At 68.9% G+C, this 13,217-nt stretch carries 9 protein-coding genes and 1 pseudogene; 7 read left to right on the top strand and 3 right to left on the bottom strand.

Annotated features, from left to right (window positions below; translation table 11 throughout):
- From AC07A4_RS39860 to AC07A4_RS39850, 3 genes and pseudogenes are all read right to left on the bottom strand, one after another.
- Positions 1-807, bottom strand: a pseudogene (locus tag AC07A4_RS39860) (transposase family protein).
- A 311-nt stretch (positions 808-1,118) separates the two neighbouring features.
- On the bottom strand, positions 1,119-1,796 hold the full coding sequence (locus AC07A4_RS39855) for a DUF2637 domain-containing protein (protein ID WP_478609086.1): 678 nt from the start codon (positions 1,794-1,796) through the stop codon (positions 1,119-1,121).
- A 685-nt stretch (positions 1,797-2,481) separates the two neighbouring features.
- Positions 2,482-2,745: a hypothetical protein gene (locus AC07A4_RS39850; RefSeq protein ID WP_478609083.1), complete on the bottom strand. Its 264-nt coding sequence runs from the start codon at positions 2,743-2,745 to the stop codon at positions 2,482-2,484.
- Between the two features lie 761 nt (positions 2,746-3,506).
- Between AC07A4_RS39850 and AC07A4_RS39845 the strand changes: the two genes are divergently transcribed.
- Genes AC07A4_RS39845 through AC07A4_RS39815 form a run of 7 tightly spaced genes read left to right on the top strand, consistent with a single transcriptional unit; the run spans position 3,507 to position 13,214 of the window.
- Positions 3,507-4,436, top strand: a complete 930-nt coding sequence (locus AC07A4_RS39845; RefSeq protein WP_478609081.1) for a hypothetical protein — start codon at positions 3,507-3,509, stop codon at positions 4,434-4,436.
- Between the two features lie 38 nt (positions 4,437-4,474).
- Positions 4,475-4,849 (top strand): pilin, encoded by a 375-nt coding sequence (locus tag AC07A4_RS39840; RefSeq protein WP_478609078.1) that lies wholly within the window; start codon positions 4,475-4,477, stop codon positions 4,847-4,849.
- Positions 4,780-6,606, top strand: coding sequence for a TrbL/VirB6 family protein (locus AC07A4_RS39835; RefSeq protein WP_478609077.1), 1,827 nt, complete (start codon positions 4,780-4,782; stop codon positions 6,604-6,606). Before AC07A4_RS39840 ends, AC07A4_RS39835 begins: the two co-directional genes overlap by 70 nt.
- A complete protein-coding gene (locus tag AC07A4_RS39830) occupies positions 6,603-7,733 on the top strand; it encodes a PrgI family mobile element protein (protein ID WP_478609074.1) in 1,131 nt (376 codons plus the stop codon). The genes AC07A4_RS39835 and AC07A4_RS39830 overlap by 4 nt, the downstream gene beginning before the upstream one ends.
- The gene (locus AC07A4_RS39825) at positions 7,720-9,645 is read left to right on the top strand and encodes a VirB4 family type IV secretion system protein (RefSeq protein WP_478609072.1); all 1,926 of its coding nucleotides are present in this window, start codon (positions 7,720-7,722) and stop codon (positions 9,643-9,645) included. The genes AC07A4_RS39830 and AC07A4_RS39825 overlap by 14 nt, the downstream gene beginning before the upstream one ends.
- A 10-nt stretch (positions 9,646-9,655) precedes the next feature.
- The gene (locus AC07A4_RS39820; RefSeq protein WP_478609069.1) at positions 9,656-12,127 is read left to right on the top strand and encodes a DUF8128 domain-containing protein; all 2,472 of its coding nucleotides are present in this window, start codon (positions 9,656-9,658) and stop codon (positions 12,125-12,127) included.
- A 40-nt stretch (positions 12,128-12,167) separates the two neighbouring features.
- A complete protein-coding gene (locus AC07A4_RS39815; RefSeq protein ID WP_478609066.1) occupies positions 12,168-13,214 on the top strand; it encodes a replication-relaxation family protein in 1,047 nt (348 codons plus the stop codon).
- Positions 13,215-13,217: the final 3 nt, after the last annotated feature.

The following is a 13,217-nucleotide window of genomic DNA, read 5'->3' as shown; positions in this document are numbered from 1 at the left end:
TCATCCTGAATAGCTGCAGGTGAGGAGGGTGTGGAGAGCGGCGACGATCCGGCAAATGCGGTTGGTCGAGCACCGGATCCGGCGAAGGATGCGCCAGGACTTCAGCTGGGCGAAGGCGCGTTCTCCCGGGGGCTCGGAGGCGGGCGTGGACACGGTTGAACCGCTGGTAGTGCGGCGGCTGTTCACGGTGGTGGTAGTACGGGGTGCGGACGGTGGCGCCGGCGCCCTGGCAGGCGCGATCCGCCAGGACAAGGATTTGTCTCGTCAGACAGGCCTGGACTATTCCGTGAGCGCGGGCCGCGGTCAGGTCATGGGTCCGGCCCGGCATCGCGCGGGAGAACCAGAGCGGGGTGCCGTCCGGTCGGGCAATGACCTGCACGTTCATGCCGTGCTTCCTGTGTTTCTGCGAGTAGTACGGCTCATCCGCGCCGATCCGGTCGATCGGGATCAGCGTCCCGTCGACGATGACGAAGTCGCCCTCGCCCAGGCCCACCAGGGCTTCGCGCAGTCCCGGAGCCCACGCCGCCAGGACCTCAACCGTCTCGTCCACGTACCGCCACGCGGTCGCCTCCGATACCCCGAATCCTGCCGCGAGCTGCGCGAACGTCTCGTTCTTCCGGAGATGTTCCAGCGTGAGCAGGGCCTGCTTGTAGCACCCCAACTTCCGCCAGGGAGAGCCGATTTCACACCTTCGGGCATAGATGAGCCACGAGACATGCTCAACCAGCTCGTACGGGACATCAAGCGTGGAAGGATACGGAACCAACAGGGCCCCTCGGTCACCGGTGTGATGAGTGAGATCACCACGCCAACGACGAGGGGCCCTGCCGTGTCACCACCCTCGCTCACCAGCCCATTTCACCCCTGCGCCACAAGATGAAAGAGGTTCACTGACCAGTACTTTCACCCTCCAAGAGCCGGGATGAAAGAAGTTCAGCGACCAGCAGATACGTGGCGGCCTGGTAACCGTGCCGACCACATGCCTACCACCAACGGCGGATGGAGGTGACAGCGAACGCAGCGGTGTTGTGGTCGACGACAAGTCGACCCCTCGAAACGCCCAGTTCAGACCGCCCGCTCATCCAGGCCCACCCGCCATGGCGGAGGCGGGAGCATGGTCAGCGCGCGTCATGCTGCCTCGTTGCGTTCGGTAGCCGTCCCGGCTGGTTCCCGTTGCGACCGCTCGCGCGGAGCAGGGCCACCAGGTGCCGCGACCTGCTTGCTCCAACTCTCAACTCCTTACGGAGAGTCTCGGCCGACACAGGCCTCTGATACGACTCCCAGTGTTGAGCATCCACTTGCCGAGCTCGCGTCATCAATGGATCGTCCGCATCCTGGCCGCCACCGTCGAGGGCTCCCCGTTCCCTTCGCTCTTCGGCTTTGCCGCAGGCCAGGTCACTGTTGCGTCGGGGCGCCAGAAGCTCAACCGCAAGAAGCAGCGCCACGGGCGGCCATCCGGCTACGAGCACTGGCTTCCATGCCAAAGCGGGCGCAACTGCGATGTTCGACGCGAGGGACACGGCGATGCCCAGCAAGAAGGCCAGCCAGACGACCCAGCGGGCACGGCGCTCCCCCATGTGAGGCCGTTTCAGCAAGCCCGCTGTCGCCAGGAGCAGCAGGCCATCGACCGACAGCGGCCACAGGGCAGCACTCAACGGGTCTGCGCCCCCCTGCCGGGCGAACTCTCGTTGGTGCACGTACGAGGCATACGCTGCGACAGCGGCCACGGCCAGGCCCCCAGTCCGACGCACCCACACATCCGGTTCAGCTGCACGGCGCGGGACCGGCAGCCTCATGCCTCGGCCCTCCCCCGCTCCACCAGGGAGCAGCCTCCTACGCCCCGGTACGCGGCACTTCAGGAACATGGCCGGCTTCCCTTGGGGTGCCCCTTGTGTTGCGGATACTTGTGGTGCGTTCTATCCCCGTGCGTATCGCGTGCGCATGGGTCATGTGGCAACGGCTCCTGATAGAAGGGGACGAAGCAACGGACGGGCACGCTGCGGGGAGTGAGGCTCCAGGCCTTGCCTCGCCCTTCTCCCTCCCCTGGTTCGCGGGAAAGTTCTTGGTCCGCTGGCCGCCGTCCTCGTCCCGCCAGCGCGCTTGCCACCGGCTCGCGCAACCGTGTTCAGCACTCGGCACCAGACCGGGGTGCTCGGGGCACTCTGGCTCAGCTGGTCGCGGTCGCGATTTGTGCCAGCGGTCGTACGGCTCCTCCCTTGACATGGCGGTACCTCCTCATAGCCAGTTGGGGTGTTTCGGAACGAGGCGTCTCCCAGGTCTCGTGCTGCCGTGCCGTGATGCAGCAGTCGACGTCCGACTCCCAGTAGCGCAGCGCCCGGCCGCCCAAGCGGAGCGGCTCGGGTCCGCGCTGCTCCACCTCCCAAGTGCTCGCCCAGTTGTAGAGCGTCTTACGCGAGACCCGGAGGCGGTCGGCCGCTTCCTGCGCCGGCAGCCAGCGATCGGGCGGAGATGGCTTCGGCATCAGAGCTCCCGGCGCCCCACCGGGGGCAGCGGGCGGACGAAGAGCAGGAGAGTGGCCTGTGCTCCAACCGGTGCAGCGCGCAGCAGGACCTCGTCCAGGTGCACCAGATCAGCGCGGCGAGCAGCCGGGGCCACGTAGTGGTGGCATGTCGCCACGTAGCTGCTGACACCATCACCGTAGGTGACGAAGGCCAGGAGCCCGGCAGGCCGCAGGAGAGCGCTCCAGGCGGCCTGTTCGACCCAAGCGGGCGACCGTGCGTCCACACAGGCGATCACAACGTCGAATGACTCGGGAGAGGTCCCTTCGGACTCCGTCCCACCCCAAGGAGTCCAAGATGACACCCCTTGTGAGCCAATCGTAGAGGACCCCGGTCCGGGTTCGGACTCGGCGGGAGTCTCCTCTCTCGTGCCCGGCAGCCCGGGTTGGTCCACCGGAAGCAGCACACGGACAGCGATCGTCCGGACCAGTCGCGAGGCGGACTCTGCCGCCGCTGCTCGGACCCAGCGTGCGTCACGGTGGGACGCGTCAACGCACGCTGTGAGCACAAGCACGCTCTCGTGAGGTTGGCAGTAGTGCGTGATGACGTCGAGGACGGCGTCCTGCAGCCAGCCGGTGTCCTCTTCGTCTCGCACGGGATGGGGATGTGGCATCTCCGGTGCCTCTCGTCCTCTGGGGGGGGTGAGGTGCTCTGTCGCTCCAAGAGGCCGGAAAACGACCAGATTTTCGACGCGGATTGGCAAGACCGCACCGTCGGACACTAATGCGTCACCACGCCCACGGTGGTCGCACCCGCTCTTAGCGCACTACTAAAGAGCTGGTCAGGCGGCCTTACGCCATTACTAAGCCGCACCTAAGGCCCGAGGCCACGCGCATTGGTCACACGAGGCCGATGTGGCGACCACGTCCTCAAGTGCCGCTACAGAACGTCGACGTAGATCTTTAGGCGTGTGCTGGTCGTTTCTTGGCGCCGGTCGTGCCTCCTGGGATGTCGTCACGAGTCCCAGCCCTCGAAGGAGGCGCCGCCATGCCTCACATCAGACGCCGCGACAGCCATGCCGATACAACCGCAGGCAAGGGACCGATGCCGTTGGACATCGCCCGGCGCAGCTTCGAGCTGCTGGTGGCCGGGCCTGAACCACTGTCCCTCGACTGCCGAGAGCTCGACGGCCTGCCTCAACGCCGCGTTCCCCTGGACGAACTCCTCGACCACCTGCTTCACGGTCGGTGCTCACCGCGTACGAGAGACGTCGTCTGGGCCAGGCTGGTGGAGCGCGCACGCACCGTTGGAGCCACCTGGACCTTGGCCTGCGCCGGGATGGCCCTGCCCGCCCTCGCTGGCGTTGCCAAGCAGTTGACGACGAGGTACACGGGAGATCCGTACGACGTGCACGCTGAAGTGCTGGCGGGGTTCCTGGACGCCCTGGGAACGATCGATCTGGACCGGCCGCGCATCGTCGTCAGGCTTAGATGGGCCGCGTACCGGTGCGGATTCGCCGCGCTGGCAGAGTCGCTCGACGCGCCAACTCCGGTGGGTCCGGACGGGTTCGAGTCCACCGTGCCGAAGGCACCTTGGGGCCACCCGGATCTAGTGCTGGCGAATGCGGTCCGTGCAGGAGTCCTGAACCGGACCGAGGCAGACCTGATCGGCAGTACGCGGCTGGACGAGGAGTCCGTCTGCGACTGGGCCATCAGGCACGACCTGACTCTCGCAGCCGTCTACAAGACCCGGCGTCGAGCGGAACAGCGACTGGTCGCGTTTCTGCGGGACGAGATCCGGACCGCCGACCCGGAAGGTCCCGCAGTGAGAAGGGCGACGGCGAATCTCCCTGGATCGGCGGTTGAGTCTCGGAAGAGCCGTCAGATGCCGCGATCTTCACACCCGGCGGCTCCACCGGCCGGTTGTCCAAAGGCGCAGCCTCAGCCGGTCTCTTCGGGTGCAGGGGCTCCCCCATAGACCTCCATGCTTGCCCCGTGCGTCTGGAGATGCCTCAGATGTACAAGAAGCCTCACAGCACACTGCGGAAGCGGCGCCGCATATCCCGCTGGGTGCTGCTCCTCACGTTGTCCGCCGTGGTGTCCGTGCTCGGCGCCTCCTCGGTGTACGCAGCCGATGGTGGGGCCGTCCTGGCTCTGGCCAAGTCCGTAAACGAGGTGCTCGACAACATCCGCAACTGGATCATGGGCGTGCTCGCGGGCCTGGCCACCGTCTTCCTGACCATCGGAGGCGTCCTGTACCTGATGGCCGGTGGCGATCCGGGCGAAGTGCAGAGGGCGAAGACCGCGTTCAAGAGCGCGGGATGGGGTTACGGCATCGCCGCGCTCGCACCCCTTGTCGTGGAGATCCTCAAAGGGATCGTCGAGGCGTGAGGCCGATGATTGCCCGCGTTGCAACCGATCGTCCGCCCCGTCGCTGGCGACGGGGTGCTGCGGTCGGATGCGTCCTGCTCGTGGTACTGCTGGCTGCGCTCGCGCAGGGGGACGATTCTTCATCCGCGCGTACCAGTGCCGTCAGCTCTGCGGCGCCCGTGGTGGGGCCGGTCGCCGAGCCATCGCCGTGCGCGCCCGACGGCTCCATCCCGCATCCCAACGCCGCCCCGCTCATGTCCACTTCCGCTCCGGAGGAGGTTACGGCGGCGGTGGCGGATCAAGCGCCCACGGGCGTCGTCGACTGGGTCGCCAAAGGCGTCACCGCGGCGATCAACGCCTTCTTCAAGGGAATCGTGAGCGCCGCCCTCAGCCCTTTGCTGAAGCTCCTTGGCGACACGCTGCTCACCACCCCCACGCCCGACTCAGTTCCCCGGATCGGTGAGCTGTGGGCGGACTCCTGGAAGATCACGATCGCCTCGTACGGGCTGCTGGTCATGGTGTCCGGGGTCGTGTTGATGGCGCACCAGACAATTCAGACTCATTACTCAGTACGCGAGTTGGGGCCTCGGATTCCACTGGGATTCTTTGCCGCCGGGCTGTCACTCCCCCTGGCCGCCAAGGCCGTGGAGTTGGCCAACGCCCTGTCCATGGGCGTACTGGGCCCCGGTCTTGATGAGGACGATGCGGGCGTGGCACTGCGTGACTTCGTCCTCAGCAGTTTCACGTCCGACAGCAGCATCTTCATCATCCTGCTGCTGGGCGTGGTCGCCGTCGTTCTGGTGGCCCTGCTGGTGTCGTACCTCGTGCGGGTCGCACTGACGGTTCTGTTGATCGCTGGTGCCCCGCTGGCGTTGATGTGCCACGCGTTGCCGCAGATCGAAGGCGTCGCTCGCTGGTGGTGGCGGACCTTCGCTGGGCTCCTTGGGATTCAGGTTGCCCAGTCGATGGCACTGGTGGTGGGGATACGGGTGTTCCTGACACCGGGGAACTTCAGTCCGTTCGGCCGCGAGCAGAATGACCTGACCAGCGTGCTCGTGTCGCTGGCGTTGATGTACATCCTGTTCAAGATTCCGTTCTGGATCCTGGCCGCGGCGCGGGTCGGCCATGGCAGGTCGTTCACGGGCCGGATGGTCCGCGCCGTGGTGGCATACAAGACGTTCGGGCTGCTGCGCGGCCGGCCTGTCCGTGCCACCGCCGGTCATGCGGGGCGAGGTGGCCGGGGAGGGCCTGGCGCCGCTGCTCCGCAACGAGGGGCGGCCGCAGCGGCAGGTCCCGTACGTGTGGCACGTCCACGGCAGGGCGGGGCGGGGGTACCCCGGCGAGGCGGGCCTGGGGCTGCGGGGCCGCTGCGGCCGCCGGGACCACCGTTGTTCCTTGCACCCAACCAGCCTGCCCAGCTCGGAGGTTTGCCCGGCCAGGCCATACCTGCGCCTGCCGTCGGACGTGCGCCTGGTCCTCCGCCCATGCCGGTCTTCCTGGCGCCGGGCGGGCAGCCTGTCCCGTCGACCCAGCCCTCGCCTGCGCCCGGGTCTCCCGCACCCACCCTTCCAACTTTCCGGTCCCCGGCTCCCCCGTCGGCAGCTGCGACACGACCGCTGCCTCGCTCTGCGCAGGCTCCGACTGTGCCTCTGTTCCAAGGCCCGCGGCCTCAGCCACCGGCCACCCGCCCCCTCCGTGCTACTCGTCCTCCCGTACCCACTACGTTCCTTCCTCCCTCGCCCAGCGGCCCAGCCCGCCCACGAGGTGACCACCGATGACGCAACCGGTGCGCATCCCCGCCGATGTCGAACGCGAGGACACCGTCCTTGCGAACCTCAACGCGCACCAGCTCCTCATCCTTGTCGCCACCGGCACCGTGCTCTACGGCTTCTGGTCCCTCACCAGGGATCTACTGCCACTGCTGGTCTTCTTCCTGCTGGCCCTGCCCCCATGCGGCACGGCGCTGCTGCTCACCTTCGGTACCCGGGACGGTCTGTCCCTGGACCGGCTTGCGCTGGCGGCCGTGCGTCAAGGGCTGGGGCCCCGTCGGCTGCTCTCTGCTCCTGAAGGCGTCCATGCACTGCCAGCTTGGCTCGCCGAACACGCCACCGACGAGACGGGCAAACGCATGGGGCGTGGTGCGGATGCTCCGCCCGCAGCGCTTCATCTCCCGGCCCGAGGCATCTCCGAGGCAGGCGTGGTCGACCTCGGCTCGGACGGCGTCGCGGCCGTGGCCGTGTGCAGCACCATCAACTTCGCGCTGCGTACTCCTGGCGAGCAGGAAGCCCTCGTCGGCGCCTTCGGCCGCTACCTGCACTCCCTCACCGCGCCCGTGCAGATCCTCATCCGGGCCGAACGCCTCGACCTGACCGCGCAGATCCGTGAGCTGCGTGCGTACGCCGCCAGCCTCCCCCACCCCGCTCTGGAGGCAGCCTCGCGCGAACATGCTGACTATGTAGAGCAGTTGGGGCGAGATACCGATCTCTTGCGCCGTCAGGTGCTGCTAGTCCTCAGAGAACCACATCGTTCTGTGGCTCGTTCCCAAAGGCAGGGCGGGCCCGCACCGTTCGGGGCGATCGCTTTACGGAGGTCCAACCGGGGCTCTTCCGCAGTGGGCCCCGGAGCTCGCCGTGCGGTGGAGGACCGTCTGCTGCGTCGTCTCAGCGAGGCCGCCGAACTGCTCGGTCCCATCGGCATCATCGTGACCGCACTGGACCCTGGGCAGACCACCGCCGTACTCGCCGCGGCCTGCAACCCGGACTGTCTCGTGCCACCGTCGTCCGCCCGGGCCGGGGCCGACGATGTCATCGCCAGCGCCACCCGTATGGACGGCCCCTGGGGTGGAGACGACACCGCCGCCCCGCTCTCCCGTAGGCAGGGAGTCGAGCGGTATGAAGCGCCGTGACCGCCGTCCTGCCGCGCCCGCCGACTCCGAGTGCCGCCTCGGCGTCGCGCGGTCGAACGGCAGCGCCTTCGCGCCCGGCGCGCTGATGGTGGCTCCTCGGCACCTCGAAGTCGACGCCGAATGGGTCGCTTCCTTCGCCGTGACCGGCTACCCCCGCGAGGTCCACCCCGGCTGGCTCCAGCCCCTGCTCGCCTACCCGGGGCGGTTGGACGTCTCCCTGCACATCGAGCCGATCGACCCGGTGACCGCGGCCAACCGGCTCAAGCGGCAACTGGCCCGCTTGGAGTCCGGCCGTCGCTACTCCCAGGACAAGGGGCGACTGCTCGACCCCCAGGTCGAAGCGGCTACCGAGGACGCATACGACCTGTCTGCCCGCGTTGCCCGCGGGGAGGGCAAGCTCTACCGGCTCGGCCTCTACCTCACCGTCCACGCCTGCGGGCAAGAGGACCTGGCGGACGAGGTGGCCGCCGTCCGCTCACTGGCGGCCAGCCTCCTGCTGGACGCCAAGCCCGCCAGCTACCGCAGCCTCCAGGGCTGGGTCACCTGCCTGCCGATGGGGCTGGATCTGCTGAAGCTGCGCCGCACGTTCGACACGAGCGCGCTGGCAGCCGCCTTCCCGTTCACCAGCCCCGACCTGCCCTCGTCCGACCCCGTCTCCGCGGCCGCACCGTCGGGGGTGTTGTACGGGTACAACGTCGGGTCGCAGGGGCTCGTGCACTGGGACCGCTTCGCCCTGGACAACCACAACGCGGTCATCCTCGGCCGCTCCGGCGCGGGCAAGTCCTACCTGGTCAAGCTGGAGCTGCTGCGATCGCTGTACCGCGGCGTCGAAGTCCACGTCATCGACCCCGAGGACGAATACGCCCGCCTCGCCGGGGCCGTCGGCGGGACCTACGTCCACCTCGGCTCTGAGAACGAGCGTCTCAACCCCTTCGACTTGCCCGTCCACACGCGCGCCGACGGCCGCCGCACCGCGCCCAAGGACGCGCTCGTCCGGCGCTCACTGTTCCTGCACACGGTCCTGGGCGTGCTACTCAGTGGACAGCTCGGGCCCACGGAACGGGCGGTCCTGGACCGCGCGATCATGGCCACGTACCAGCACGCCGGGATCACGGCGGACCCACGGACGTGGATACGTCCGGCACCCTTGCTGCGCGACTTGGTCAGCATTCTCGAACGCGCCACGGACGCGGGCGCGGCCCAACTAGCAGTGCGGCTGCACCCCTTCGTTCACGGTGCCTTCTCCGGCCTGTTCGCCGGGCCGACGACCAGCCGCCCCGAAGGCCACCTCGTGGTCTTCTCCCTCCGGGACCTGGCCGACGAACTCAAACCCATCGGCACCCTGCTCACCCTGGACGCGGTATGGCGGCACGTCTCCAACCCGGCACTGCGCAGACCGCGGCTGGTGGCGGTGGACGAGGCGTGGCTGCTGATGCGTGAGCGGTCCGGTGCCGAGTTCCTGTTCCGGATGGCCAAGGCCAGCCGGAAGCACTGGGCCGGACTGACCGTGGCCACCCAGGACACCGCCGATGTCCTCGCCACGGACCTGGGCAAGGCCGTGGTGGCCAACGCCGCGACCCAGATCCTGCTGCGCCAGGCCCCCCAGGCCATCGACGAGATCACCCACGCCTTCGACCTCTCCGACGGCGAGCGGCAGTTCCTCCTGACCGCCGACCAAGGCCAGGGACTGCTGTGCGCGGGCCCGCAACGAGTCGCGTTCCAGAGCGTCGCCTCGCCCACGGAGCACTACCTGGTGACCTCGGACCCAGCCGAACTCGCCGCGTACTCCGTGGCTGAGGCCGCGGACGCCCCTGAGTCCTCGTACCTCGACTTCGACCCGGCGACCGACACGGCGGCGGCCCCGCCCGACCTTGAAGTGACCGCCGATGGCCAGGTCACCCTCGACTCGTAGAGGTAGAGCCATGGATCCAGCCTTTGCCGTGCCGCTATCCACCGTGGAGAGCGCCCCGTTGCAGGAGTACCTGCGTGATCCCGGCAAAGCCCTGCATGCCCTCCACACTCACCTGTCGGCGACGTTCGATGTGTGGGGCCCGATCGCTGTCCCATCGGCCGTCGCCATGCTGATCGCGCTGGTCGCGGCCCGCTGGTGGTGGCGCCGCTGGCAGCGACGAAGGCTGGCCGACGGGGCGCGCGTGATCGAGCTCCTGCCGCCGCCGTCAGCCGATCCGGCGGGCGCGGCCGCCTTGTGGTCCCACCTCGTCGGGCTCCTCCGACCGACTTGGCGCAGGCTGATCGCCGGGCAGCCACACCTGTGCTGGGAGTACGTCCTGCACCAGCAGACGGTGTGCCTGCACCTGTGGGTGCCAGGGGTGATCCCTCCCGAGATGGTGGAGCGTGCGGTCGAGGCCGCGTGGCCCGGGGCTCTCACGCGTACCCGTCCAGCCGACGCTGTCCGGCTCCACCCGCAGGGCGAGGCGGCTTGGGGCGAACTGCGGCTCGCCCGCCACGAGGCGCTGCCCGTGCGCTGCGACTTTCCAGCCGATCCCTTGCGCGCCTTGCTCGGCTCGCCGATCGGCCTGGGCCACGACGAGCAGGCCGTGGTGCAGATCCTGGTCCGCCCTGTCACCGGACGCCGGGTGCAGAAGGCACGCCGGGCAGCACGGCGCCTGGGGACAGGAAGACCGGCTTGTTCCGTCATCCGCCTGCTCAACGCGGTGCTGCCCGACCTGCGAGCCCGCGGCCAGGCCACACCCATGGACCGGCAGACAGCACTCGCAGCGTCTGCCGAGAACCGGGCGATCGTGGCCAAGCAGCGCGGCGCCTCGTACGAATGCCGTGTGCGCTACGCCGTCGTCGCCCCCGTGCCCGACTCCGCCAGCGCCGAGGACCACCGCCGCGTCCGCGACCGGCTGCGCGGCCACGCCCATGCCGTCGCGAGCGCCTACGCCACGTACACCGAGCACAACTATTTCCACCGGACCCGACCCCGTAACGCTCTGCCCCACCTCGCCGAACGGCGCCTCGACAGGGGCTATCTCCTGTCTGTGCCGGAGCTGGCCGCGCTCGCCCATCTCCCCTGGGACGACACCGTCCCGGGACTCCAGCGCGCCGGTGCCCGCGCGGTGCCACCACCGCCCGGAGTCGCCACCACCGGGCCATCTGCCAAGCCCATCGGCCTCACCACGGCCGGAGGCATACGCCCCGTCGGTCTACGGGTCGTCGACGCCCGTCAGCACCTGCACGTTCTCGGGGCCACGGGCTCGGGCAAGTCCGAGCTGCTGGCCCGCATGGTGCTCGCCGACGCCGAGGCCGGGCGCGGACAGGTGGTCATCGACCCGAAAGGTGACTTGGTCACGGACGTGCTGATGCGGCTGCCGGAGCACCTGAGCGAGAAGGTCGTGCTCTTCGACGCCAACAGCAGGCACCGCCCGCCGGTCCTCAACCCGCTGGAGGGCGAGGACGCCACGCGGACCGTGGACAACCTGGTCTCGATCTTCTCCCGGGTCTACGCCTCCTCCTGGGGGCCACGTACCGATGACATCCTCCGCGCCGGGCTCCTCACCTTACGCACCCTGTCCGGCACGCCCACCCTGACCGATCTGCCCACGCTGCTGTCCACACCGGCCTTCCGGCAGCGAGCGGTGCGCCAGATCACCGACCCCGTCCTACGCGGCTTCTGGTCCTGGTACGACGACCTGTCCGTGGCCGCCCGCGCCCACGTGACGGCGCCGCTGATGAACAAGCTCCGCGGCCTCCTGCTGCGTCCCTTCGTGCGCGAGGCGCTGGCAGGCGGGGCGTCGAGCGTCGACATGGACCAGGTCCTGGACGACGGCGGCATCTGCCTGGTGCGCATCGCCCGGGACCACCTGGGCGCCGAGACCGCCCACCTGGTCGGCTCGGTGGTCGTCGCCCGCACCTGGCAGGCCACTACCCACCGGTCTCGTATCCCTCAGGGCCGTCGCTGCGACGCCTCGCTCTACGTGGACGAGGCGCACCACTTCCTCAACCTCCCCTATCCCTTGGAGGACATGCTCGCCGAGGCCCGCGGCTACCGGCTGTCGATGACGCTGGCCCACCAGTACCTGCGCCAACTCCCCAAGGAGCTCGAAGAGGGCATCAGCACCAACGCCCGCACCAAGATCTACTTCAATGCATCTCCCGAGGACGCTCATCGCCTCGCACGCCACACCGAGCCCCGCCTGAGCGAGCACGATCTGTCCAGCCTCGGGGCCTTCCACGCCGCCATCCGCCCGGTCCTGCATGGCGCCGAAGCCCCCGCCTTCACCGTCGTCACCGAAAAGCTTCCGCCCCCGGTACCCGGCCGTGCCCGCCAGATCCGTGCCGCCGCGCGCCGTAACGCGCGCCCTGCGACCGCGAGGGCCTCCCTCCACAAACCAGACCGGCCCGACGCAGACCCACGCCGGATCACATGACCCCTGCCCACGTACACGACCTCAACGGGAGGTACGCACCGTGATCACCAACCCGACCCCACAGCGCGCCCTGCGCGGCCACCGCCCCAAGCGCCTGAGCGGCCGCACCGTCACCACAGGCGACTACCTCGCCCGCCTCGCCCACCACCTCACCCCACGCGACCGCTGGATCGCCCGGATGCTGTACGAGCACAGGGTCCTCACCACGAGCCAGATCGCCGAACTCGCCTGGCCGTCGACGCGCGCGGCGAACCTGCGCCTGCTGCAACTCTTCAAATGGCGCGTACTGGACCGCTTCCAGCCCTTCATCACGTACGGTTCCGCCCCCATGCACTACGTCCTCGACGTCGCCGGGGCCATCGTCGTCGCACGCGAACACGGCCTGGAAATACGCGACCTGGACTACCGGCATGAGCGGGCGATGGGCATCGCCTACTCCCTGCAACTGGCCCACACCGTCGGCACCAACGGCTTCTTCACCGCGCTCGCCGCCCACTCACGCCAAACCGGTACCCAAGGTCGGCTCACGGCCTGGTGGTCCGAGACACGGTGCCAGCGGCACTTCGGCGACCTCGTGCGCCCCGACGCGTACGGCCGCTGGCGCGAGCCGGGTGCAGAGTTCGAATGGTTCCTGGAGTACGACTGCGCCACCGAACGCTCACCGGACCGCGTCGCCCGCAAGCTGGACGACTACGCCAAGCTGGCGGCTACTACGGAGATCACAACACCCGTCCTCGTGTGGACCCCCAACGCCCACCGGGAGGCCCGGGTGCGCGGAGCCCTCGCCCAGGCACGTGCCGCGCTCAGCGATCCTCTGTGCGTACCCGTCGCCACGACCTCCGCGAACTTCACGACGGACGCGGAACGGCGATACGACCCCTCACAGGCACGCTGGCTCCCTCTCAACACGCCCCGTCATTTCGAACGTCGACTCCAACTAGTCGAGTTGACCATGGCGTGGCCGCACCTCCCTCCACTCACGGAGCCCGCAGCGAGCGCCACCTCCGTCGCCCAGGCAACGACCCAACGGCCCACCGCTCCGTCACCCCAGGCACCGCACTCCCGTCGCACCCCACGAGGAGGATGACTC

It is taken from the genome of Streptomyces sp. NPDC043996 (assembly GCF_056435225.1).
Note: the sequence above shows the minus strand (reverse complement) of the source record. Positions and strands in the feature narration are given on the sequence as shown.

Excerpts from the sequence above, each read along its gene's own strand:
- AC07A4_RS39855 (WP_478609086.1), bottom strand. The coding sequence starts at position 1,796 with ATGAGGCTGCCGGTCCCGCGCCGTGCAGCTGAACCGGATGTGTGGGTG.
- AC07A4_RS39845 (WP_478609081.1), top strand. The coding sequence starts at position 3,507 with ATGCCTCACATCAGACGCCGCGACAGCCATGCCGATACAACCGCAGGC.
- AC07A4_RS39840 (WP_478609078.1), top strand. The coding sequence starts at position 4,475 with ATGTACAAGAAGCCTCACAGCACACTGCGGAAGCGGCGCCGCATATCC.
- AC07A4_RS39835 (WP_478609077.1), top strand. The coding sequence starts at position 4,780 with ATGGGGTTACGGCATCGCCGCGCTCGCACCCCTTGTCGTGGAGATCCT.
- AC07A4_RS39830 (WP_478609074.1), top strand. The coding sequence starts at position 6,603 with ATGACGCAACCGGTGCGCATCCCCGCCGATGTCGAACGCGAGGACACC.
- AC07A4_RS39825 (WP_478609072.1), top strand. The coding sequence starts at position 7,720 with ATGAAGCGCCGTGACCGCCGTCCTGCCGCGCCCGCCGACTCCGAGTGC.
- AC07A4_RS39820 (WP_478609069.1), top strand. The coding sequence starts at position 9,656 with ATGGATCCAGCCTTTGCCGTGCCGCTATCCACCGTGGAGAGCGCCCCG.